The organism is Nocardiopsis codii, from assembly GCF_036327455.1.
GTDB lineage: Bacteria > Actinomycetota > Actinomycetes > Streptosporangiales > Streptosporangiaceae > Nocardiopsis > Nocardiopsis codii.
In genome coordinates, this window is record NZ_JAUZMY010000007.1 from 193,161 (window position 1) to 216,349 (window position 23,189).

Annotated in this window: 22 protein-coding genes; 11 read left to right on the forward strand and 11 right to left on the reverse strand. The window is 73.5% G+C overall.

Translation table 11 applies throughout. The features are described from left to right. The first annotated feature begins 18 nt into the window (after positions 1-18). Complete coding sequence (locus Q8791_RS09715; protein ID WP_330091334.1) at positions 19-654, forward strand: hypothetical protein; 636 nt, start codon at positions 19-21, stop codon at positions 652-654. A 46-nt stretch (positions 655-700) separates the two neighbouring features. On the opposite strand, the gene Q8791_RS09720 is transcribed toward Q8791_RS09715, so the two are convergent. The 5 genes from Q8791_RS09720 to Q8791_RS09740 all read right to left on the reverse strand — a co-directional run bounded on the left by Q8791_RS09720 (position 701) and on the right by Q8791_RS09740 (position 5,824). After that, a complete protein-coding gene (locus Q8791_RS09720; RefSeq protein ID WP_330091289.1) occupies positions 701-1,018 on the reverse strand; it encodes an L-rhamnose mutarotase in 318 nt (105 codons plus the stop codon). Between the two features lie 70 nt (positions 1,019-1,088). Then, complete coding sequence (gene rhaS / locus Q8791_RS09725) at positions 1,089-2,153, reverse strand: rhamnose ABC transporter substrate-binding protein (RefSeq protein WP_330091290.1); 1,065 nt, start codon at positions 2,151-2,153, stop codon at positions 1,089-1,091. Beyond that, positions 2,150-3,274, reverse strand: coding sequence for an ABC transporter permease (locus tag Q8791_RS09730; RefSeq protein WP_330091291.1), 1,125 nt, complete (start codon positions 3,272-3,274; stop codon positions 2,150-2,152). The genes rhaS and Q8791_RS09730 overlap by 4 nt, the downstream gene beginning before the upstream one ends. Then, a complete protein-coding gene (locus Q8791_RS09735; RefSeq protein ID WP_330091292.1) occupies positions 3,258-4,307 on the reverse strand; it encodes an ABC transporter permease in 1,050 nt (349 codons plus the stop codon). Before Q8791_RS09735 ends, Q8791_RS09730 begins: the two co-directional genes overlap by 17 nt. Beyond that, entirely contained in the window at positions 4,307-5,824 is a 1,518-nt protein-coding gene (locus tag Q8791_RS09740) for a sugar ABC transporter ATP-binding protein (protein WP_330091293.1), read from the reverse strand. The genes Q8791_RS09735 and Q8791_RS09740 overlap by 1 nt, the downstream gene beginning before the upstream one ends. Before the next feature lie 326 nt (positions 5,825-6,150). Here Q8791_RS09740 and Q8791_RS09745 point away from each other — a divergent pair, with 326 nt between their 5' ends. The 8 genes from Q8791_RS09745 to Q8791_RS09780 all read left to right on the forward strand — a co-directional run bounded on the left by Q8791_RS09745 (position 6,151) and on the right by Q8791_RS09780 (position 13,501). Continuing rightward, positions 6,151-7,200: a LacI family DNA-binding transcriptional regulator gene (locus Q8791_RS09745; RefSeq protein ID WP_330091294.1), complete on the forward strand. Its 1,050-nt coding sequence runs from the start codon at positions 6,151-6,153 to the stop codon at positions 7,198-7,200. A gap of 201 nt (positions 7,201-7,401) precedes the next feature. Beyond that, positions 7,402-8,106, forward strand: coding sequence for a GTP cyclohydrolase II (locus Q8791_RS09750; protein ID WP_330091295.1), 705 nt, complete (start codon positions 7,402-7,404; stop codon positions 8,104-8,106). Then, on the forward strand, positions 8,099-8,833 hold the full coding sequence (locus Q8791_RS09755) for a CDP-alcohol phosphatidyltransferase family protein (protein WP_330091296.1): 735 nt from the start codon (positions 8,099-8,101) through the stop codon (positions 8,831-8,833). Before Q8791_RS09750 ends, Q8791_RS09755 begins: the two co-directional genes overlap by 8 nt. After that, positions 8,830-9,810 (forward strand): zinc-dependent alcohol dehydrogenase, encoded by a 981-nt coding sequence (locus Q8791_RS09760; protein WP_330091297.1) that lies wholly within the window; start codon positions 8,830-8,832, stop codon positions 9,808-9,810. Before Q8791_RS09755 ends, Q8791_RS09760 begins: the two co-directional genes overlap by 4 nt. 50 nt (positions 9,811-9,860) lie before the next feature. After that, positions 9,861-10,244 (forward strand): 6-pyruvoyl trahydropterin synthase family protein, encoded by a 384-nt coding sequence (locus Q8791_RS09765; protein WP_330091298.1) that lies wholly within the window; start codon positions 9,861-9,863, stop codon positions 10,242-10,244. After that, positions 10,241-11,323 carry a glycosyltransferase family 4 protein gene (locus Q8791_RS09770; RefSeq protein ID WP_330091299.1) on the forward strand — a complete coding sequence of 361 codons (1,083 nt, stop codon included), beginning with the start codon at positions 10,241-10,243 and terminating at the stop codon, positions 11,321-11,323. The genes Q8791_RS09765 and Q8791_RS09770 overlap by 4 nt, the downstream gene beginning before the upstream one ends. Further along, positions 11,320-12,108: a class I SAM-dependent methyltransferase gene (locus Q8791_RS09775; RefSeq protein ID WP_330091300.1), complete on the forward strand. Its 789-nt coding sequence runs from the start codon at positions 11,320-11,322 to the stop codon at positions 12,106-12,108. Before Q8791_RS09770 ends, Q8791_RS09775 begins: the two co-directional genes overlap by 4 nt. A 313-nt stretch (positions 12,109-12,421) precedes the next feature. Next, entirely contained in the window at positions 12,422-13,501 is a 1,080-nt protein-coding gene (locus tag Q8791_RS09780) for a lysylphosphatidylglycerol synthase transmembrane domain-containing protein (RefSeq protein ID WP_330091301.1), read from the forward strand. A 205-nt stretch (positions 13,502-13,706) separates the two neighbouring features. On the opposite strand, the gene Q8791_RS09785 is transcribed toward Q8791_RS09780, so the two are convergent. From Q8791_RS09785 to Q8791_RS09810, 6 genes are all read right to left on the reverse strand, one after another. After that, positions 13,707-14,507, reverse strand: coding sequence for an ABC transporter permease (locus tag Q8791_RS09785; RefSeq protein ID WP_330091302.1), 801 nt, complete (start codon positions 14,505-14,507; stop codon positions 13,707-13,709). Further along, positions 14,504-15,172, reverse strand: coding sequence for an ABC transporter ATP-binding protein (locus tag Q8791_RS09790; RefSeq protein WP_330091303.1), 669 nt, complete (start codon positions 15,170-15,172; stop codon positions 14,504-14,506). The genes Q8791_RS09785 and Q8791_RS09790 overlap by 4 nt, the downstream gene beginning before the upstream one ends. Before the next feature lie 14 nt (positions 15,173-15,186). Then, complete coding sequence (locus tag Q8791_RS09795; RefSeq protein WP_330091304.1) at positions 15,187-17,433, reverse strand: polyprenyl synthetase family protein; 2,247 nt, start codon at positions 17,431-17,433, stop codon at positions 15,187-15,189. Between the two features lie 567 nt (positions 17,434-18,000). Then, on the reverse strand, positions 18,001-18,666 hold the full coding sequence (locus Q8791_RS09800; RefSeq protein WP_330091305.1) for a hypothetical protein: 666 nt from the start codon (positions 18,664-18,666) through the stop codon (positions 18,001-18,003). Between the two features lie 182 nt (positions 18,667-18,848). Further along, the gene (locus Q8791_RS09805) at positions 18,849-19,592 is read right to left on the reverse strand and encodes a creatininase family protein (protein ID WP_330091306.1); all 744 of its coding nucleotides are present in this window, start codon (positions 19,590-19,592) and stop codon (positions 18,849-18,851) included. 119 nt (positions 19,593-19,711) lie between these two features. Further along, positions 19,712-20,230 carry a TetR family transcriptional regulator gene (locus Q8791_RS09810; protein WP_330091307.1) on the reverse strand — a complete coding sequence of 173 codons (519 nt, stop codon included), beginning with the start codon at positions 20,228-20,230 and terminating at the stop codon, positions 19,712-19,714. A gap of 219 nt (positions 20,231-20,449) precedes the next feature. On the opposite strand from Q8791_RS09810, the gene Q8791_RS09815 reads away from it, so the two are divergent. Beyond that, positions 20,450-22,090, forward strand: a complete 1,641-nt coding sequence (locus Q8791_RS09815; protein WP_330091335.1) for an MFS transporter — start codon at positions 20,450-20,452, stop codon at positions 22,088-22,090. Between the two features lie 314 nt (positions 22,091-22,404). After that, positions 22,405-23,109 (forward strand): helix-turn-helix domain-containing protein, encoded by a 705-nt coding sequence (locus tag Q8791_RS09820; RefSeq protein ID WP_330091308.1) that lies wholly within the window; start codon positions 22,405-22,407, stop codon positions 23,107-23,109. Positions 23,110-23,189 lie beyond the last annotated feature (80 nt).

The following is a 23,189-nucleotide window of genomic DNA, read 5'->3' on the forward strand; positions in this document are numbered from 1 at the left end:
CCTGTGGCAGACACGAGTATGTCCCTGAACGAGGCGCTGGAGCTCACCCGGACCGGTGACGTGTGGGTCTTCCGGGGCACGAGCGTGCCCGACCGCGCCATCCAGATCACCACCAACAGCCCCGTCAACCACGTCGGCATGTCCATCGTGGTGGAGGACCTCCCACCGCTGATGTGGCACGCGGAGCTGGGCCGCTCCCTGCCCGACATGTGGACGGGGAGCCACCAGCGCGGCGTGCAGTTGCACGACCTCCGCGACGCCGTCCTGGTGTGGGGCCGTAAGTACGGCCAGCAGGGCTGGGTCCGCCAACTCGACCCCGTGGCGACCCGGGGGATGGAGGACGCCGCCCTGCGCACCGTGGCCCGGCTCAACGGGACCCCCTTCCCCTCCACCGCGCAGCTGGCCGCGCGGTGGGCGCGCGGGCGCCTGCCCCTGCGCAGGCTCCCGTTCGGGAGCCGTTCGCGCGAGCGGGCCCTGGAGACCGCCTACTGCGCGGAGGTGATGGCCCTGACCTACGAGGAGATGGGCCTGCTGCCCCGCAGCCGCCGCCCCGGCTACTACGATCCGGGGCGGTTCTGGAGCGGCGACGACCTCGAACTGGAGGGCGGGGCGTCCCTGGGCGGGGAGATCCGCGTGGAGCTCCCCGCCGACTGACCCGTCGTCCGGCCGCACCGGGCCCAGGGGTGACGCCCGCGGAGGGTCAGGGCAGGTGGAAGAGTTCGGCGAGCGGGACCATGCCCTCGTCGGGACGACCGGGCAGGTTCTCGAAGAAGGGCGCCATCTCGGCCTGCCAGCGGGCGTTGACGTCGGTGCGCGCCATCGCCTCCCGGGCGGCCTCGAAGTCGTCGGTCTCCAGGTAGCCGACGACCATGCCCTCGTCGGTGCTGAAGAGGGAGTAGTTGTGCCAGCCCGTGGCGGTGAGCGCCTCGCGCATCTCGGGCCAGACCCGGGCGTGCCGCTCCCGGTACTCGGCGAGGCGGCCGGGGCGGACCTTGAGGATGAAGCAGACACGCTGCACGGTGCGGACCTCCGGTGGGTGGGGGGAGCGGGTGGAGTGCGCTCCACCCGCTCCGGACGGCGGTTCGGGGTCAGAAGTCGAAGTCGTCGATGTTGTCGGCGTCGAAGACGGTCGGCGGGCCGAGGACGATCTCGCCGTCGGCCTCGACGGTGTAGTCGCCCAGGTCCCCGGCCTCGAAGGTCTCGCCCTCGGCGCCGGTGATCCGTCCCGCGCTGAGCGCGGCGCCCGCGTACCCGGCGAGGTAGCCGAGCTCCTCGGGGTTCCAGAGCGCGAAGGAGTCGACCGTGCCGTCCTCCACGAACTCGCGCATCTGGTTGGGGGTTCCCAGACCGGTGATGGCGACCTCGCCCTTGTACTCGGAGTCGCTGACGTAGCGGGCCGCCGCGGCGATGCCGACGGTCGTCGGGGAGACCACGCCGTCCAGGTCCGGGTGGGACTGCATGAGCCCCTGCATCTCCTGGAAGGACTGGAGGTCGTCGTCGTTGCCGTAGACGGTGTCGACCAGTTCGAGGTCGGCGTACTCCTCCTCGGCCAGGACCTCCTCCATGGCGGCGATCCACGCGTTCTGGTTGGTGGCGTTGGGGGTGGCGGACAGGACGGCGAAGGTGCCCTCGCCGCCGATCTGCTCGGAGATCATCTCGACCAGGGTCCGGCCGATGAGCTCGTCGGAGGACTGGTTGACGAAGATGTCGGTGCAGTTGGCGTTGGAGTCGTAGCCGACGATGGCGGCGCCGTTGTCCCTGGCTTGGTCGAGCGAGGGGCACACCGCGTCGGGGTCGTTGGCGGCGATGACGATGACGTCGCTGCCCGCCTGGCTGGCGGCGTTGATGTACTCGACCTGGGAGTCGGCGGTGGGCTCGGTGCCACCCCGTTCGGTGAACTCCCCCGCCAGTTCCTCCACGGCGACGGCGCCGCCCTCGTTGACGATGTCGGAGTAGGGGTTGTTGAGCTGCTTGGGCAGGAAGTCCATCTTCAGGCCCTCGGGGATCTCGGCGTCCGGGTCGGCGGTGCCGGTGGGGCCGGAGGTGTCCTCCTCCTGCGCGTCGTCGATGGTGGTGCCGCCGCAGGCGGCGGTCATCAGCACCGCGAACGCGGAGGCGGCCAGCAGCAGGTGGCGGGGGCGGGGGTCGGTCATGTGGGTTCTCCCTTGGTGGGGGCGGACACGGGGGCGGTCGCGGCGGGCCGCGCCGGTTCCGTCGCGGGCCCGGGGCGGGGTGCGCGTGCGGCGCGCACCCGGGCCACGATGTTGGGGGTGACGACGGAGGCGATGAGGATGAGGCCGGTGACGATCTGGAGGACCTCGCTGCTGATGCCGAACAGCTGGAGGGCGTTGCGGATCGTGCCGAGGAGCACGACACCGCTCATGACGCCCAGGATCGAGCCGATGCCGCCGAAGATGGACACTCCGCCGAGGAGGACGGCGGCGACCACCTGGAGTTCCAGTCCGAAGGCGGTGTCGGCGCGGGAGGTGCCGTACTGCAGGGTCCAGAAGATCCCGGCTCCGGAGGCGACGACGCCGCTGAGGGTGAACAGCCAGAACTTGGTCCACTTGACGGGCACCCCGGCGAAGCGGGCGGCCTCGTCGTTGTTGCCGATGTCGAACAGGGACCGGCCGATCCCGGTGGCGTGCAGCAGGACCGCGAAGGCAGCCGCCAGGACGAGGACCGCCACGGCGATCCACGGCAGCCCCTCGACGCCGAGGAAGGGCGCGCGGGCGCCGCTGACCCAGTCGCGGGGGTAGCTGGCCACGGCGCGGTCCCCGAGCAGCACGTAGGCCAGGCCGCGGAACAGGGCCATGGTGCCGATGGTGACGGCCAGGGACGGAAGCCCGCAGACGGTGACCAGGACCCCGTTGAGGGCGCCCAGGCCCGCTCCCACGGCCAGGCAGATCCACAGGGCCGTCTCGATGGGGATCCCGGACTCCCAGAGCACGCCCATGGTGGCGCTGGTGAGGGCGAGGGTGCTGGCCACGGACAGGTCGATCTCGCCGGTGATGACGATGAGCGTCATCGGCAGGGCCATCAGGGCGATGGCGGCGATGCTCAGCACGAGGAAGTCGATGTTGCGGCCGGTGGCGAACATGTCGACGAACATCCCGGCGCCGAGCAGGGCGACCACGAGCGCTCCGACGACGGGGGCCTCCCGCGCCGAGAGCAGTGCCCTGATCCGGAAGCCGGCCGAACGCCGGTCGGGGGCTCCGCCGGGGGCGGTGTCCGGGGCCGGGGCGGTGACGGTGCGTTCAGGCGCCACGGGCACCTCCTCCTCGAAGCTTGCGTGCCGTGCGCAGCGCGAGCAGCCGGTCCAGGCCGATGGCGGCCAGGATGAGCGTGCCCACCACGGCCTGGTGCCAGAACGGGTTGATCTGCCAGATGGGCAGGGCCGCGGTGATGGTGGTGAGCAGGACGGCGCCGAGGGCGGCGCCGTAGACGGTGCCGACCCCTCCGGCGATGGCGACTCCGCCGACGACCGCCGCGGCGACGACCTGGAGTTCCATCCCGCTGCCGACGGTGGAGTCGACGGTGCCGTAGCGGGCGGCGAACAGCACTCCGGCGAGCCCGGCCAGGGCTCCGTTGACGGCGAAGGCCAGGATGATCCGGCGCCCGGAGGGGATGCCGGACAGGCGTGCCGCGTCGGCGTCGGAGCCGATGGCGTACAGCTCGCGGCCCGACCGGTAGTTGGCGAGGTAGAAGCCGACGGCGGCGACCACCACGATGGCGATCGCGGCGGGCAGCGGCACGCCGAGGACGCTGACGCGGCCCAGCAGCAGGAAGGCGGCGGGCATGTCGGTGGCGTTGACCTGTCCGCCGTCGGCCCACCAGTGGCCGAACCCGCGGTAGGCGTAGAGGGTGCCCAGGGTGACGACCAGGGCGGGGACCTGCGCGGTGGTGACGAGCAGGCCGTTGACCAGGCCGCACGCGAGGCCGATGAGGATCCCGGCGAGCATGGCCACGGGGACGGGCAGACCGGGGAGGGCGACGAAGAGGGCCCCGGTACCGAAGGCCGACAGACCCATCACGGAGCCGACCGACAGGTCGACGTTCTTGGTGATGAGGACGAGGGCCTGGCCGACCGCGAGGACGGCGAGGACGGTGGCGCCCAGGAACAGGTCGCGGACGCCCTGGGTGGACAGGAATCCGGGGTTGTACAGCCACGTGGCGGCGATGAGCAGGACGACCGCGAGGAGCACGCCGAGTTCGCGGAACTGGCGCACTCGCCGGGCCGGGCGGCCGGAGGGCTGGGGCGGTGCCCCCGCCGTGGAGGCTTCGGGGGTGGTGGAGGGTGCGTTCATCAGGCGGCCTCGTTCGGTCGCTGTCCGGTGGCCGCGTACATGACGGACTCCTCGTCGGCGTCGGCGCGGTCGATCTCGGCGGTGATCCTGCCCTCGTGCATGACCAGGACGCGGTCGGCCATGCCGAGGACCTCGGGGAGTTCGCTGGAGACCATGACGATGGCGAGGCCCCGACCCGCGAGGGTGGAGAGCAGGCGGTGGACCTCGGCCTTGGTGCCGACGTCGATGCCGCGCGTGGGCTCGTCCACGAACAGCACCCCGGGGTCGGTGGAGAGCCACTTGGCGAGGACGACCTTCTGCTGGTTTCCGCCGGAGAGGGTGGAGACGGGGTCGTCGATGCTGCCGAACCGGAGTTCGAGCCGTTCGCCCCACTCGCGGGCGGAGTCGCGTTCGGCGCGCGGGCGCAGGATGCCGAAGCGGCTGAGCGGCCCGCGGCGGGTGGCGGTCGCGTTGCGTTCGATGGAGGACTCCATGACCAGCCCCTGTTGGCGTCGGTCCTCGGGGACCAGGGCCATGCCGGCGGCCATGGCGGCGCGCGGCCGGCCGGCGGGGAGGGGCGTGCCGTGGACGCGGACGGTGCCCTCGTCGTAGCGGTCGACGCCGAAGACGGCGCGGACGACCTCGCTGCGACCGGCGCCGACGAGTCCGGCGAGGGCGACGATCTCACCGGCGCGCACCCGGAAGGACACGTCGGCGAACACCCCGTGGCGGGTGAGCCCGTCGACCTCCAGGACGGTGTCCCCGTGGTCGGCGTCCTCCTTGGGGTAGAGGCTGGTGACGTCGCGGCCGACCATGCGCCGTACGACGGTGTCCACGTCCAGGTCGCGGACGGGGTCGCAGGAGACGAACCCGCCGTCGCGGACGACGGTGATGCGGTCGCAGAGGGCGAAGACCTCGTCGAAGCGGTGGGAGATGAACAGCAGGGCCGAACCGGAGTCGCGCAGTGTGCGGGCGACGGTGAAGAGGCGTTCGGCCTCCACCCCGGACAGGGCCGCCGTGGGCTCGTCCATGACCAGGACCCGGGCGCGCCGGGTGAGGGCCTTGGCGATCTCGACGAGCTGCTGGTCGGCGATGGACAGGCCGCGCGCGGGCCGGTCGGGGTCCATGTGCACGCCGAGGCGCGCGAAGGCCTCCTCGGTGTCGCGCCGCATGCGCCCCCGGTCGATGGTGCGCAGGCGGGTGAGGGGCTGGCGGCCGACGAAGATGTTCTCGGCGACCGACAGGTCGGGGAACAGGGTGGGTTCCTGGTAGATGACCGCGACGCCGGCGCGCTGGGCGTCGGCGGGCGCGGTGAAGCGGGTCGGCGTGCCGTCGACCAGGACCTGTCCGCCGTCGGGCCGGTGGACGCCCGCGATGGTCTTGACCAGGGTGGACTTACCGGCCCCGTTCTCTCCGACCAGCGCGTGGATCTCTCCGGAGCGCAGTTCCAGGGACAGTCCCCGCAGGGCCCTGACGCTCCCGAAGGACTTGGTGACGTCCACCAGCGCGAGGGGTGGAGGGACCTCTGTCGGGTCCACGTGCGCCCTCCTTCTCCGGTGCCGGTTCGACGGCGTTCCGCCGAACATGACAAAAACGTTTTAATATGAAGTGGATGTTAAATGGCACACACACCCTCGTCAAGAGGATCACCATGGAAATCCCAGGTATCGCCCTGGTAACGACCTCGGGGCGGTCTCCGGCACACCCCGGATACCGACCCGTCCCGGGACCCTGGCGCGGGAGGGTTGTTGACACGTTTCAATCCGGGTGTGAGCATGTTCCCCCGCGCATCGGGGCCGGATCGGCAGCATGCGTTCGCGCAGCCCCCCGATGACCGTCCGAACACGCCCCGGGAGAAGCTCCTTTGTCCACCAGGCCCCGATCCACCCGCCCCGCGGTGGGCATCACCGAGGTGGCCCGGCGCGCCGGGGTCTCCCCCGGCACCGTGTCCAACGTCCTCAACCGCCCCGAGCGCGTCGCCGAGGCCACACGCCTCAAGGTCGAGGCCGCCATCAGCGAGCTCGACTACGTGCGCAACTCCTCCGGCAGCAGCCTGCGGTCCGGCCGCAGCGACTCCGTGGGGCTGCTCGTCCTGGACGTCACCAACCCCTTCTTCACCGGGGTCGCGCGCGGTGTGGAGGACGAGGCCGCCGAGGCGGGACTGGCCGTGGTGCTGCTCAACTCGGCCGAGTCCCAGGACCGGCAGCGGCGCAACGTGCGCCTGCTCGCCGAGCAGCGCGCCGCGGGCGCCGTGGTGATGCCGGTGGACGACGACCTGTCCGACCTGCTGTGGCTGAGCCACCAGGGCACCTCCTGGGTCGCGCTGGACCGGGGCGACGTCGCCGAGGACGTCGGGTGCAGCGTCAGCGTCGACAACCACGCGGGCGGCCTCGCCGCGGGGCGGCACCTGATCGGACTCGGCCACGAACGGATCACCTTCCTGACCGGGCCCTTCGCCATCGAGCAGGTACGGCGCCGCCACGAGGGGCTGCGCGACGCCTTCACCGATGCGGGGATGGACCCCGACGCCCACGTGCGGGTGGTGGAGCAGCCGATGCTCAACCCCCAGCAGGGCGAGCGCGCCGTGGACACCGTGCTGGCCGGGGGGCCTCGCCAGCGCCCCCAGGCGGTGTTCTGCGCCAACGACCAGCTCGCACTCGGCCTGATGAAGGGGCTGGGCCGGCGCGGCCTGCGGGTACCGGACGACATCTCCGTGGTCGGCTACGACAACGTCGACCTCGCCGACCTGGTCCACCCCGGGCTGACCACCGTCGCCCAGCCCAAGTACGACCTGGGCCGCACGGCGATGCGGCTGCTCGGCTCGGAGCTCAACGACCCCGGCCACCGGCACGAACGGGTGCTGTTCACCCCCGAGCTCGTGGTGCGGGGTTCCACGGCGGCCTACCGGCCCTGACCCCGTACCGGTCCCCCGCCCCGGCCGGACGGACACCCGCGGTCCCGTCTCCTGCCGGAGGCGGCGGGGCCGGCGGGAACAGGCACCGCCGTGGTCCGCGCCCTCCTTTGTCCCGCGCCCGACCTGTGCGAGGTTTTCCCCAGTGGAACGGCGGGCACCGGGCGTGTGTGGCCGCTGTCCCGACTCGGAACGAGGGGGCTTATGAGCTGTCAGGGCGCGGGCGGGCCGGGCGAGGACCGTCCGGACGCGGACCGAGCGGTCCTGGAGGGGGTGGACGTGAGCGGTCCGGGGCTGGGGCCCGGGGCCGTGGCCGAGGCCGAGCTCACCACCAGGCGGGGACGGTTCCGTGTCCTGGCGCTGCGGGACCCGACCGACGGCGAGGAGCACGCCGCGCTGGTCCTGGGCGAGGTCCGCGAGGGCGAGGACGTACTGACGCGGGCGCACTCCGAGTGCGTGACCGGCGACGTCTTCGGGGCGCTGCGCTGTGAGTGCGGTGACCAGTTGGAGGCCGCCCTGGACCTGATCTCCGCCGAGGGGCGGGGGGTGGTGGTGTACCTGCGCGGGCACGAGGGCCGGGGCATCGGACTGCTGGAGAAGGTGCGCACCCTCGCCGTCCAGGACGAGCACGGGCTGGACACCGTGGACTCGGCGACCGCGCTGGGCCTGCCGGTGGACGTGCGCGACTACGGTCCTGCCGCACGCATCCTGGCCCACCTGGGGGTGCGGTCGGTCCGGCTCCTGTCGAACAACCCGGACAAGGTGCGGGCGCTCCGGGAGCACGGGACCGAGGTGGCCTCGCGTGTTCCCCTGCTGATGCCCGCCCGCAGGGAGAACACCGCGTACCTGACCGCCAAGCGGGACCGGTTGGGCCACGACCTCCCGCACCTGGACGGGCCGCGTGGGTGATCCCGCCGCCCTCGGGGCAGCCGCCTGCGCGCAGACGGCGCTGCTGGCGCTGCTCGGGCTGTCGGTGGGGCTCGGCCCGGCGGGCTGGGCGGCCGGGGCCGTCTACCTGCTGGCGGGAACGGCCATCGTGGTGTGGGCGGCGCGGCGGTGCGGCCGTGAACGCCTGGGGCCGGCCGACCGGGTGACGCTGGCGCGGTCGGTGCTCATCGGCGGTGTGGTCGCGCTGGTCGCGGACGGCGGGCCCGCGTGGCCCCTGGTCGTCCTGGCGTCGGCGGCCCTGGCCCTGGACCTGGTGGACGGCCTCGTCGCCCGGAGCACCCGGACGGAGTCGTCCTTCGGGGCACGGTTCGACATGGAGGCGGACGCCTTCCTGATCCTGGTACTGAGCGTGCGGGTCGCGTCCGAGCTGGGGTGGTGGGTGCTGGCGATCGGCGCGATGCGGTACGTGTTCGTCGCCGCGACGCCGGCCGCACCGTGGTTGGGCGGTCCGCTGCCGCCGAGCCGGGCGCGCAAGGTGGTGGCCGCCGTCCAGGGGGTGGCGCTGGTGGCCGCCGCCGCCCCGGTGGTCCCCGCCTGGGGCGCGGCGGCGGTGGTCGCGGCCGCCCTGGCGTCGCTGACGTGGTCGTTCGGTCGCGACGTCGCGGGGTTGTGGAGGTCCGGTCGCGGAACGGCGGGCACCGGGGCCGTCGGGCCCGCGGCGGGCACACGGCACGGAGGAGGGGTATGAGTCGTACGGCACGGGCGTTCTGGGTGGGGTCGCCGGGCGAGGGCGAGATACGGGAGAGCGAACTGTCCGCCCCCGCCCCCGGCGAGGTGGTGGTGCGCGCCCTGTACTCGGGGGTGAGCCGGGGGACCGAGGCCCTGGTGTTCCGGGGCGGGGTTCCGCCGAGCCAGCGGCAGGTGATGCGGGCGCCGTTCCAGGAGGGGGACTTCGACACCGCGTTCAAGTACGGGTACCTCAACGTCGGGGTGGTCGAGGAGGGGGCGCCGGACCTGGTGGGCGCGACGGTGTTCGCCCTCTTCCCGCACCAGACGCGGTTCGTGCTCCCGGCCGCGGCGGTGCGCCCGGTTCCCGACGGCGTTCCGCCGGAGCGCGCGGTCCTGGCGGGGACGGTGGAGACGGCGGTGAACGCCCTGTGGGACGCACCGCCGCTGCTCGGCGACCGGCTGACGGTGGTCGGCGCGGGAATGGTGGGGTGCGCCGTGGCCCGCCTGGCGTCCCGGGTGCCCGGGGTGCGGGTGCAGCTGGTGGACGTCGACCCGTCCCGCGCCGAGGTCGCGGAGCGGCTCGGGGTGGAGTTCGCGCTTCCCCCGGACGCGGGCGGCGAACGCGACCGGGTCTTCCACACCAGCGCGAGCGCGGCCGGGCTGGAGCACTCGCTGGAACTGGTCCGCGCGGAGGGGGAGGTGGTGGAGATGAGCTGGTACGGGGACCGGCGGATCGACGTGCCGCTGGGCGAGCACTTCCACTCGCGCCGCCTGACCGTGCGCGCCGCGCAGGTGGGCATGGTGTCGCCCGCGCGCAGGAGCTCGCGCGGTTACGGGGACCGGCTCGACCTGGCGCTGGAGCTGCTGGCCGACCCCGCCTTCGACGCGCTGGTCACCGGGGAGAGCCCGTTCGAGGAGCTCCCGCGGGTGATGCCGCGCCTCGCCGACGGCAGCCTTCCCTCCCTGTGCCACCGCATCGTCTACCCGGAGCCCTGACCGGGGCGGATGCCCGACACGACCGCTTTCGACAGCCGAGGAGCACACCGATGTACAGCGTCACCGTCCGCGACCACCTCATGGTCGCCCACAGTTTCCGGGGCGCGGTGTTCGGTCCCGCGCAGCGCCTGCACGGCGCGACGTTCCTCGTGGACGCCACCTTCCGCCGCCGCATCCTCGACGCGGACAACATCGTGGTGGACATCGGCCTGGCCACCCGTGAACTGGGCTCCCTGGTCGCCGAGCTCAACTACCGCAACCTGGACGAGGAGCCGGACTTCGCCGGGGTGAACACCACCACGGAGTTCCTGGCCCGGGTGGTCGCGGACCGGCTGGTCGAACGGATCGACGCCAAGGCGCGGGGCCTGGACGCGATCACGGTCACCCTGCACGAGTCGCACGTGGCCTGGGCGAGCTACGAGCGCGAGCTGTGAGGACCGTCCTCGTCGTCCCGGACGGGGGAGCGCCCAGCGGCGGCGGCACCTACGACCGCCGCCTGCGCGACGCCCTGGCGGTCCTGGGTCGGCCGGTGCGGGAGGCCGCGGTCCCCGGCGCCTGGCCGGACCCGGACCCCGAGTCGCGGGCCGGGCTCTCCCGCGTGCTGGCGGGCGTCCCGGACGGCACAGCGGTGCTCCTGGACGGGCTCGTCGCCTGCGGGGTGCCGGAGGTGCTGCTCCCCCACGCGTCCCGCCTGCGGCTGGTCGTCCTGGTGCACCTTCCGCTGGCCGACGAGACGGGGCTGCCGGAGGCGCGGGCCGCCGCACTGGACGGCCGCGAGCGAACCGTCCTGCGGGCCGCCTCCGCCGTGGTGGCCACGAGCCGGTGGGCCGCGCGGCGGGTGGCGGACCACCACGGGATCGGCGGGGTGCACGTGGTCGAACCCGGTGTGGAACCCGCTCCCCTCTCCCCCGCCGGTGACGGCTCCCGCCTGCTGTGCGTGGCCTCGGTGACCCCGCGCAAGGGCCACGACGTCCTCCTGTCCGCGCTCGCCGGGCTGGCCGACCTGCCCTGGCGGTGCGTGTGCGTCGGCCCGGGGGCCGCCCCCGGACTCTCCGCCCCCGGGTCCGGGCCGGAGGCCCACGCGGAACGGCTCCGCGGCCTGGTGCGCGCGCACGGTCTCGCCGCACGGGTGGAGTTCGCCGGTCCCCTCACGGGGGACGCCCTGGAGGCCGCCTACACCGGATCCGACCTGCTCGTCCTCCCGTCCCGGGCCGAGACCTACGGCATGGTCGTGACCGAGGCCCTGGCGAGGGGGATCCCGGTCGCGGCGACGGAGGTGGGCGGGGTGCCCGAGGCTCTCGGCCTCGACGCCGACGGGAGGCGCCCGGGGATGCTGGTACCTCCCGGGGACCCGGTCGCCCTCGCGGTCGCCCTGCGGCGCTGGCTCACCGACTCCGCGCTCCGGGACCGGCTGCGGCGTTCGGCCCGCGCGCGGCGGGAGGGGTTGGCAGGATGGGAGGAGGCGGCCCGGGGCATGGCCGCCGTTCTCGACGGGGAGGAGAAGGCGCGTTGAGCACGACCGGGGTTCCGGCCTTCGCACCGGAGTGGCTGGCCCTGCGGGAGGGCGCGGACGCCCGGGCGCGCGCCACCGCACCGCCCGCGCTCCTGCGCGGCCACGGCCGGGTCGTCGCCGACCTGGGCTGCGGGACGGGTTCGATGGGGCGCTGGCTGGGGCCGCGCCTGACCGGTCCCCAGCGGTGGATCCTGTTCGACCGTGATCCGGCCCTGTTGGAGGCCGCGCGGGGGCGTGTGCCCGCCGCGTCGGTGCGGACGCGGCGCCTGGACCTGGCGTCGCTGCGGGCCACGGACCTGGAGGGGGTGACCCTGGTGGTGGCCTCGGCGCTGCTCGACCTGCTCACCGGGGCGGAGGCGGAGGTGCTCGCCGGGACGGTGTCGGCCGCGGGATGTCCGGCGCTGTTCTCGCTCACGGTGGTCGGCCGGGTGGAACTGTCCCCCGGGGACCCGTCGGACGCGGCGTTCGCGGAGGCGTTCGACGCGCACCAGCGGCGGGACGGTCGGCTGGGGCCGGAGGCGGCCGCGTTCACGGCCGCCGCGTTCGAGGGCCTGGGCCGACAGGTGCGGTCGTTCCCGAGCCCGTGGCGTCTCGGACCCGGCGACGCGGCGCTGACCCGGGCCTGGCTGCGCGGGTGGGTGGACGCCGCCGTCGACCAGAACCCTTCCCTGCCCGGGGACGCGTACCTGGAACGCCGCCTCGCGGAGTGTTCGCGGGGGGAGCTGGCGGTCACGGTGGACCACACCGACCTCCTGGTGCTCCCGAGCCCTCCGGAATCCGCGTGAGGGTTCCGCGGCCGGCCGCGGGGGCCGGTTGCGCCCGGTGCTCCCCGGACACCGGACGCGGCCCCGGGCGCACGCCACGGACCGCGCGCCGGTCCGGGCATCGTCACCCCCGGGGCGTCCTGCGCGGGAGGACGGTCCCGGTCGCGCCGCACGGATCGCGGGACGCGTGCGTCCCCCGTGGTCGGCGCGTCCCTGCGGACGCGGACACACGGATCGGGCGGCCTCGCGGCGTTTGCCGGAGCGGCCCGACGGGGAACACAGTCACCTACGGCGAACCGGCGGCGCGCGGCGCCGTTCGAGGGGCGACGAGCACATGACCACGACGACGGCACGGGGGTTGCGGGACGAGCCGGACTCCGGCGGTCCCGCGGCCCCCGCCGTGACCGGTGGGGCCCCGCGGTGGAGGGCGTGGGCGCGGACCCTGGCCGGGGTCGCGGTCCTGGCGGCGGTGGTGTGGTGGTACCCGCGTGAGGCGTTCACCGACGCCTTCTCCGCGGTGGACCCCGGTTCCGCCCTGGCGGCGCTGGGGGTCGGCGCGGCGACGACGGTCCTGTGCGCGGTCCGCTGGCGGGTGGTGGCGCGCGGGGTGGGCCTGCGTCTGCCGCTCCGGCGCGCGGTGGCCGACTACTACCTGTCCGTGTTCCTGAACGCGGTGCTGCCCGCCGGGGTGCTCGGCGACGTGAACCGCGCGGTCGGTCACGGCCGGTACAGCGGCGACCTCGGGCGGGGCGTGCGCGCGGTGGTTCTGGAGCGCACGGTGGGGCAGGTGGTCCTGGCCGCGGCGGGCGCGGTGCTGCTCTTCGCCCTGCCGACCGCCCTGCTCGGCCCGGGGCTGCGGACGGTGGGGGTGTCGGCGGGGGTGATCGCGGTGGTCGCCCTGGCGGTCGCGGTCGGCCTGTGGGCGGGCCGTGCCCGCGGGTCCCGCTGGTGGCGGGCTCTGCGGACCGCCGTGGCCGACGCCCGCGCGGGAGTGTTCGCGCACGGGTCGCTCCTGGTGGCGCTGTCGGCGGCGGCGCTGGCCGGGCACGTGTCCCTGTTCGTGCTGGCCGCCAGGCTGGCCGGTTCCGCCGCCCCGCTCCCCCAGCTGGTCCCGCTGCTGGTCCTGGCGCTGCTGGCGATGAGTATGCCGGTGAACGTCGGCGGTTGGGGGCCGCGTGAGGCGGTCACGGCGCTGGCGTTCGGCGCGGCGGGGCTGGGAGCCGCGACGGGGTTGACGGCGTCGGTGGTCTACGGGCTCCTCGCCCTGGTGGCGGCGCTGCCGGGCGCCGCGGTCCTCCTGGTGCGCCTCCTGCGCCACCGCCGGGCCGGAGCCTCCGGGGCCACGGGCGCCACCGCCCCCGTGCACCGACCGCGGGGACCGGCGCCGGAGGGCCTCCCCTCCGGCGCGCGGTGAGGCCGGGCCCTCCGGCGAGGGCCGCCTCGACCGGATGTCCTGCCGGGCCGTCAGGTCCGGCAGGCCGCCACACGCGTCCGCGCGTCCCCGGCCCTGGCCGACCCCACCGTGTCGGCGTGGCCGGACCGCGGCGACCCCTGGGCGGGCGGTGGGGTGCGGCTTCCGTGGGCTTCCCGCCCGCGGAACCGAGGGGGCCGGTCGTCCGTCACCCCGAAACGCTCCTGCGCAGCCCGGCCAGAGGTGTGCGGCGGTCACGGGTGCGCATCCACAACACCGTGCCCGCCACCACCACGGCACACACGAACCACAGCGGTCCCAGCGCCATGTGGGCCCAGGGGGTGCCCTCCACGAACCCCGCCGCCGTGCCCGACTGCATGCTCCCGTACGAGGGCAGGTAGCGCACGACGTCGCTGTCGGCGGCCGGGTTGGCCACAGGGTTCTGGAGCCCCATGTCGATGATGCTGAGCATGATGACGACGAACATGCCCTCCAGCTCCCCGCGCAGGGTCACGCCGAGAGCGATTCCGATCCCGCCGAACGCCAGCGCGGCCCCGCACAGCGCCGCCCACAGCACCACCGGCCGCTCGGGAACCCAGTACACGGCGATCACCGCCGTGGCGTAGGCGCACACCACCGCCGTGGCCAGGATCAGCGCGGTGAGCTTGGCCGCCATGAGGTATCCGCGGGGATAGCCCGCCAGCACCAGCCTCTGGTCGAAGCCGACCGAACGGAACGTCACGATGAACATCATGAAGCCGACGATGAGCGTGACGGCGTTGACCGCCCCCGAGATCTGGCTGATGTGGTTGCCGTTCACCGTCAGGTACTCGCCGCTGGCGCGCAGCAGGAACGTGACGTCGCCGTCGGCGATCACCAGGTGGACCAGGGTGATCCACAGGGGCACGAAGCCCAGGACCAGGATCAGGGCCAGGCGGTTGCGCAGGTGCTCGGTGATCGCGAACACCGTCGCGGTCCGGTAGCGGTTCCAGGCCCGACGCACGTTCATCGCTCCTCTCCCCCGCCCGTGGACACGAGTACCGGACGGCCCTGCTCCAGGCGCCACAGGCGGTCGAAGCGGGTCGTGTCGAAGGCGATGTGGGAGACCACCAGCACCGATCTGCCCCGGTCGCGCAGGCGGGAGGCCAGATCCCAGAAACGTTCGTAGGTGTCCCAGTCGAACCCCTGGTAGGGCTCGTCGAGGAGCAGCAGGGGCGGATCGTGCATGAGGGCCAGGGTGAGGTTGAGCTTCTGCTGGGTCCCTCCGCTGAGGGTGCTCACGCGGTGGCGCCGGTACGCGGAGAACGACAGGACGTCCATGAGCTCGTGGGCCAGCGCCAGGTCCGGCAGGTCGTAGGCGACCTGGAAGAACCGCAGGTGCTGCTCCACCGTGAAGGACGGGTTGAGGACCGTGTGCTGGGGGCAGTACCCCAGCCGGCCGGCGTAGGTCACGGCTCCCCGGTCGGGCGCCAGCTGGCCGGCGAGGATCCGCAGGAGGGTGGACTTGCCGGAGCCGTTCTCGCCGACCACACCGCCCAGGCACCCCGGAGGAAGGTCGAGGTCGGCGCCGCTGAGCACGCGGTGGTCGCCGTAGGACTTGTGGACTCCGCGCACACGCAGCGGGGACGCGCCGGAGGCGGGTGTGCCGGCCGCCCCCTCCGGGTGCGGTGACACGGGACGTACCACGCTCACCACTCCGCGTTCCGGTCGACGGCCCAGGCGCCCAGGGCGTGGAGCCCCATCGCCGACCAGTTCCGGGGCAGGGTCGTCCGCAACCGGTCCCACCCCTGGGTGACCAGCGCGCGGCACTCGTCCTCGCAGGCCCGAACGGCGCCGCAGGCGATGAGTTCGTCGGCGATCCTCGCGGCCTCCGCCTCGTCCGCCACGCCTTCCCGCACCCGTTCCCACAGCGCGCGCACGCGATCGGGGGGCAGGAGGGCGACGGCGTGGGCCAGGGGCATCGTCACCTTGCCCTCCCGCAGGTCCTCGGCCCGGAGCTTGGTGGACGCCAGCGTTCCGGAGGCGGCACGCACGGTGACCCCGCGCAGGTCCAGCGCGTCGTCCCCGATCTGGAAGGCCAGGCCCACCTTCTCGCCGTAGGAGCGGACGGCTCCGACCTGCTTCTCGGAGGCCCCGGACAGGAGCGCGGCGATCTCGGCCAGGCCGCGTATGGGCAGGGCCGTCTTGAGGAGGTGGGCGGTACGGATCCGCCCCAGGAGGGGGCCGGCGTCACCGGTGCGCACGGCCTCGTCCATCGCGGTGGCGTGGCCGGTGATGTCCAGGGCCTGCCCCGCGTGCCCGACGCGCATGATGCCCATGACGACCCGGTACACGGACAGGAGCAGCCGCTCGTCGCCCTGCAGGATCGGAGGGAGCACCTGGTCGACGAGGAAGTAGGCGTCCGTCCCCGCGTTGATCGTCAACGCGTCGCCGAACACCGTGTGGGCGGCGGGCCGGCCCCTGCGCATGGGTGAGCGGTCCTGGATGTCGTCGATCATGAGGTTGCCCGTCTGGAGTCCCTCGATGACCGCGAGCATGGGCCTGAGCCGTTCGGGGTCGCCCCCGTACAGGTCCACGATCTGCAACCACAGGTAGGTCCGCATGCCCTTGCCCGCGCCGTCCGTGGTGTGGCGGACCGGTCGGACGAGTGCGGCGTGCAGGGCGTCCGCCACCGGGGCGTCGAGCGCCTCGGGACGCCCCTCCAGCCCCGCGAGGGCGGTCATGGCGTCCCGGTCCGGACGGTCGGGGTAGACGCGCCCCAACTCCTCCCGCACCATGGACTCCACACCTCGCATGTGGGGCTCGAAGCGCGTGACCCTGCCGGCCGGACGGGACTCCAGGTGGCCGCTCCCGTGGACGGGCACGCCGTCCCGGACGCCCTCGACGTCGGCGTGCGCGACGAGAGTACCGGTGCCGTGGAGGAGGGCACGGGACTCCTGGGAGGGGAACCACGCCCGCACCCGCAGGCGCAGACCTCCGGGGGCCTCCACCACCCACTCGGTGATGTAGGTGCGCAGGCTGGCAGGGGACGTCCAGGTCTCGGCCTCGGACACGCTCGCCCGCGCCGTCGTGCACTCCCCCTCCGGCGAGTGCAGCAGGACCTCCACCGGATCGGTGCGGGTCTCCCCCGTGAGTGCGTCCACCCGGCCGCGCCGCGTGGCGGTGACGGTCCAGCCGTCGTCCAGAAGAGCCACGGCACGGGTCCACACGGGCTCGCTGTCCGGGAGCGGCCCGACCGCGCGGTGGGGAGCGTCCGGCAGGACCCGCTCGTACCAGCCCGTGCCCAGCACGGGCCGCTCACCGTCGGCATCGTCACGGATTCCCTCCACGACGACACGCGGCACGACCCGGGACCGCCGCGTCGAGGGGGTACCGTCCACGGCCGTGTGGGGGACCGCGGGCGCTCCGGGGGTGAGACGCAGACGCCAGGCGCCCCCCTCCCCTCGGAGGTCGAGGAGGAGGTGCTCCCCGACGGCGCGCAGGTGGACGACACCGCCGTAGTCGAGGTCGAGTCCGTCCTCGGCCGCCACCACGGGCCCGGGCAGATCACGGTCGGGGTACAGGCCGTCGCCGGGCTTGAGGAGGTCCAGCATCGCGGCGCGCACGCTGCGGTCCAGGAGGGGGTCGTTCTCGGCCTCGGCACGCGCCAGGTCGAGGAACCCCGTGTCCGTCCAGGAGGTGTCGGCGCGGCTCGCCGCGGCCCGGTGCCGGACGTGCCAGGTGGCGGCGTGGGCGTACGTCGCGGTCCCGTCCGCGCCCTCGACCCTGTACCGGGCCACGTGGACCGTGAGGCCGACCGTGGCGCCGCCGTCGTCCAGCCAGGTGACGAACCGCCAGTAGCCCTCGTCATGCTCCGTCCACGGCGGAGTGCGCTCGGCGGCGTCGGCGCGCACTCGCCGATCCGTGTCGTCCTCGGGCGTCGTCGCCAGGCTCACACGTCTCTCCTCACGGACGGTCAACAGACGTCTGCTTGCTTTCCGAACGGACAATTCTCCCCGGAAAAGCACATGACATGAGAACAGGCATCGCCACATGCCCGGCAACCCGGGAGTCGGTCCACTCGCGAACCTATCGCGTGGGCGGAGTCCTTCTTTCCTGTTTCCGCCGGGACGACCCTCCGAACGGCGGGCCCTGACGACGCAAAGCACCGACAAGGAGCAATGCGTGGCACACGTTTACCTATGTCGCAAAAAGGTTTTTCCCTCAGAATCATGAATAAATGGGTCTTGCCTCGAACGTTCACCACGGCCGCCGAGTCCGGCCACAGGCCACGCACGGCCGACGGACCGACCGAGGGAGCGGCGGGGAGGGAGCGACCGGTCCACCGATGCGGGAACGGCGGCCCGTCGATCCGACCGGAGGGTGCGCCCCCTTTCCCCGAGGAAAAGGGGACGCACCTCACTCCGACACGGAGGATTCCCGGAGGACGGACATCTCCCGCGACGACCCCGACCACCGTGGGCAATATCAGTGCAATTGCGAATTATCGTAAGAATTTGCACTCATGCGGATCCCGCCGGCGTGCGAACAGCGGTACGGTCGGCCCTCTGCACGGTGAGGGCGAGCCCCCCGATCAGGGCCACCTCTCCCAGATTTCCCACCGCCAACGGCGCGGAGGGCGCCGCGGCGGCGGCGAACATGAGCACCGACCCGACCAGCATCCACGGGCTGCGCGCCTGGACGAGCAGCGCGACCCCGACCAGGATCAGCACCAGGATGGCCGCGACGGACGGGATCGGCGCGGTCGCCTCGGCCGCGGAGTAGCGCAACGCGTCGCCCTCCCGGCCCGGCACGAGGGTGTGGCCGACGGCTTCGGTGGCGAGGCCGTAGGCGATGAGCAGGGTCGCCAGGAGGCAGAACGCGGCGTGGACCGCGCGTGAGCGCGCCCAGGCGAGCCCGAGGCCGCGGGCCGCTCCGACGGCGAAGACGATCAGGAGGGGGGTGACCAGGGCGTGCACGAGGAACCGGGGCACGTTCAGCGCGTACAGGAGGTCGCCCGCCCCGATGCTGGAGCCGATCGCCACGATCCCGTTGTCGTACACCAGGCCGGCCGCGACGAGCGCGACCATCCAGGTGTGGGTGGAGTGCCGGGTGATCGCCAGTCCCACCAGCCAGACGGTCAGGCACAGGTGCGCCAGAGCGAACACGGCGAAGACGAGGGAGGTCATCGGAGCCTTTCTATCTCGTTTTTCGAGATACTAGCAATCCGAATATTTCTCTCCAAGGGGGCCGAACTCCCTCCGGCTCCGACCCCGGCGGGGCCGCGGTCGGCCAGGGCCCGTCCACGGCCCCGCCCGCTCCCCGCCTCCTCGCACGGCGTGCGGGGCCCGCGCCCATGGGCCCGGCCAGGTCAGGCGGGACCGCGGGCCGCGCCGGAGTCCGGGCGGAGCGCCCCGTCCAGCGCCCTCAGGTAGCCCCCGAAGACGCCGCTGAGCGCACTCAGGAGGTCGCGTCCCTTGGCCGCCGTGGCCAGTGACGGCCTGCCGGCGACGCCCGAGGCCGTGTAAGGCGCGAGGCCCACGGTGAGCATGTGCTCGCGCGGCGGGGTGACGTGGTCGGCTCGCTCGTAGCCCTCGCGGACCAGGTCGGGGGCTGCGTGCAGGAGCACGGAGGTCTCCAGTTCACCGGCGTGCATGTCGTCGTCGTTGCCGGTGGCCATCCCTGCGGCGGTGCGGGCTGCCGCCCAGTCGTGGAGGCCGGGGAAGAGCGCCATCCGCCCTCCGGACTCCTGGACGGTGTTGGCCAGCACGTGGTTTCCGCCGTGGCCGTTGACCAGCACGAGCCGGGTGTCGCCGAGGGACGCGGCGACGTCGGTGACGACGGCGTGCAGGGTGGGCGCGGAGATGCTGACGGTGCCGGGCCAGGCCGCGTGCTCGTGGGAGCAGCCGATGGTGACCGGGGGCAGGACGCGCACCCGGTGGGCGTCGGCGAGGGCGCGGGCCAGGACACAGGCGACGACGGTGTCGGTGACCAGCGGGAGGTGGGGGCCGTGCTGTTCGAGGCTGCCGACGGGCAGCAGCGCCACCCGCGCGGCCCGCTTCCCCTCCTGCTCGCTGGTGGTCAGGGGCAGCAGGGATCGCGTGAGGTCGTCCATGGGGCCCAGTATCCCGGCCGCACTCGGGAGCACCGGGGCACGGCGCGGCCCTTCGCCGGACCGGCGGCCGGGGCGTCACCGCGCCGGCCCCCCTCGTGGGGGGCGCCGCTCTCCCGCCCTCAGCCGTCGAAGGGGGCCCCGACCTCGTCCAGGACCTCGTCGACGACCGTCAGGAGGTCGCACCCCTCCTGCTCGTTCCATGCGGAGACCGCCACGCGCAGCCCGGCGAGGAACACCGCGACGAGCACGCCGTGGCGCACCCCGGGCGGCCCCACCCTCTCCTCCAGGGCCTCCTCCAGGTCCTGGGCCAGCCGTGACTGGTTGGCGAGCTGGCGGGCCAGGAGCGAGGGGTGGTCGCGGGCCAGGCGGGTGCGCGCCGCCCACTCGCGGTCCATCGGCCTGCCCCAGGAGGAGTAGAGGGCGCGCACCGCCCCGCGCAGGGCGGTCCAGGCCGCCTCCTCCGGAGGGCGTTCGCGCAGGTGGCGCGCGAAGGCGTCGATGTAGAGGCGCTCGCCGTGCAGGAGCGCCTCCTCCTTGCACGCGAAGTAGTTGGAGAACGTGCGGCGGGAGATGTTGGCCGCCTCGGCGATGGCCTCGACTGTGACCTGGTCGAACCCGCGCTCGACTGTGAGGCGCACGGCCGCGGTGTGTACCGCTCGTCTCGTCTCGGCCTTTTTACGTTCCCGCAGACCCTGTGTCCTGTCCACGGTGTTATTCTACACGGAGTGCAAAAATGCCCATCATGCAGTTTTGCCTTCTGAGCAGTCTTCGCGGCCCGCCGAGGCCGCTTCCGTTCTCGCAGAGGTCTTTCCTTGAGCACTACGCGTTCCTCACCCGACACCGGGCAACCACCGATCATGCGCTCCCTGAGCGGACTGCTCATGGTGCTCGGCGTGACGATGCTCAGCGGCACCATCGTGTCGGTGGCCCTTCCCCAGATCGTCGGCTCCCTCAACGGGACCCAGTCGCAGTACACGTGGGTGGTGACCGCGACCCTGCTGGCGTCGACGGCCTCCACGCCCGTCTGGGGCAAGCTCGCCGACCTGTTCGACAAGAAGAAGCTGCTCCAGCTGTCGATCGTCCTGTTCGTCGTCTCGTCCCTGCTGGCCGGGTTCGCGCAGACCACAGGCCAGCTGATCGCGTTCCGCGCCGTCCAGGGCCTCGGCATGGGCGCCTCCCAGGTCCTGGTCCAGGTGATCATCGCCACGATGATCAGCCCCAAGGAGCGCGGGCGCTTCAACGGCTACATCGGCGGCATCATGGCCGTCGCCACCGTCGGCGGCCCGCTCATCGGCGGTGCCATCACCGACATCTCCTGGCTCGGATGGCGCTGGTGCTTCTTCATCGGCGTGCCGTTCATGGTCGCCGCCTTCATCGTGCTCGGCCGGACCCTGAAGCTCACCGACATCCGCCGCCCCGACACCAAGGTCGACTACGCGGGGGCGCTCCTGATCGCGGCCGGTGTCAGCACCCTGCTGCTGTGGGTCACCTTCGTCGGCAACGACTTCGCCTGGATCTCCTGGCCGTCCGCGGCCATGGTCGCCGGCAGCGCCGTCCTGCTCGGCCTGGCCGTGTGGGTGGAGTCGCGGGTCTCGCACCCCGTCATCCCGCTGCACCTGGTGGTGCGGCGTGAGACCGCCATCGCCATCCTGGCCAGCATCGCGGTCGGCATGGCCATGTTCGGCGGGGCCGTCTTCCTCGGCCAGTACTTCCAGCTCGCGCGCGGCTACTCCCCCACCGCCGCGGGACTGCTGACCACCCCCCTCATGCTGGGGGTGATGGTCTCCTCGACCGTGTCCGGGCGCATGGTGTCCAACTCCGGCCGGGTGAAGCCGTACGTGGTCACCGGCCTGGTCTCCCTGACCCTGGGCTTCCTCGTGCTGTCCACCATCGACAGGGACACCTCGCTGCTCCTCGTGTCGGCGGGGATGGTCCTGGTGGGTGTCGGCGTGGGCATGTCGATGCAGAACCTGGTCCTCGTGGTGCAGAACTCCGTCCCGCTGAGCGAACTCGGTGCGGCGAGCGGGGCCATCACCTTCTTCCGCTCCCTGGGCGGCACCATGGGCGTCTCGGTGCTGGGCGCGGTTCTGGCCAACAGGGTCAGCACGAACATCTCCGACGGGCTGGCGGGGGCCGGTGTCGACACCTCCGCGTCGGCGGGCAGCGGGACCCTGAACCTGGCCGCCATGCCGCCGTTCGTCCGGGAGATCGTGGAGTCGGCGTACGGCTCCTCGACCGGTGACATCTTCCTCGTCGCCACGGGCATCGCGGTGCTCGGCCTCGTCGTGAGCCTCTTCCTGCCCAAGGTGCGGCTCCGCGACACCCTGGACCTGCCCGGTACCGACGAGGACCCGGCGGTCGGCGCGATCGCCGATCCCGCACCCGACCGGGCCGCGGACCCCGCGCGTCCGGTCGGGGACTCCCCGGGCACGCCGGTCACCCGGGTGCAGGCCGCCCGGGTCGTCCGGGCCGCGAAGACGGAGGACGGGACGGACTGAGCCCGTCCGGAACGTCCGGCGCGCCGCGCGCCACAGGGGCGCCCTCCCCTGGATCGCCGGGGAGGGCGCCCCTCCGTCGTGCCGGTCCGACGAGGGCAGGGGCGGCGACCGGCGCTACCGCGGGCCCGGGGACGGAGCCTCCCCGATGACGTCCGGGATGCCTGCTCCCCGTCCGCGATCACCCCTCGTCCCGCTGTCCGGGGACGCCCTGCTCCGAGCGGAAACCGCGTCCGGCGGGGCGTTCCGCTGCGGGGCCGCCGGGCCGTGTGGCAGCATGGCGCGCATCCTGTCCGCACCCACGGCGAGGGGCACCGATGAGCTACGCGGGTCTGGTCCGGCCGGTCATCGACCGGGTCCACATGAGTGTGCGCGCCGCCGCGCTCCCCCGGCTGCGCCCGCTCTACGACCGGTGGGGGCGCGAGCCGGGTTTCGAGACGAGCCTGTACGCCGGGCTGCTGGCCCGGCCGATGAGCGCCTCCGCGTTCGCCGCCGCCTCCGTGTACAACCGCAAGCCCATCGCACCGGAGATCGCGGACACCGACGCCGACGGGAACCGGACGCTCACCCCGTTGGGCCGCGAGGTCGCCCTGGCCGTGCAGGAGACCATCGGGGCCGCGGCCGAGGAGCTGTGGTCGATCGACATCCCGCCGGGGCGGCCGTCCCCGGACCGGCTGTGCGAGCTGGCCGGGCGGCTCCTGGAGGCGGGCGCGGACACCGGTGGCCCGGCGTTCGGCGCGATGGCGCCGCCGCACGAGCCCGAGGGGGCGGGCGCGGCCCTGGTCCTGACCTCGCGGCTCAGCGCGCTGCGCCACCACCGGGGCGACGCGCACCGTGCCGCGTGGGCGGCGGAGGGCCTCTCCGTCGACGAGGCCCGGAACCTGACCGGCGGCCCTCTGTGGGAGCGGATCGAGGCGGACACGAACCGGCGGGACGAGCCCGTCTACGCCGTCCTGTCCGCGTCCGAGCGATGGGAGTTCGCCGCGGGGCTGGGCGCGCTGCCCGACGGACTGCGGAGCTGACCGGTACGCCCCCGCGGAGCGCGAGCCGACCGGGACGGGCGACGCCGTCGTGGGCGACCGGGGGGCGCCGGCACCCGTGA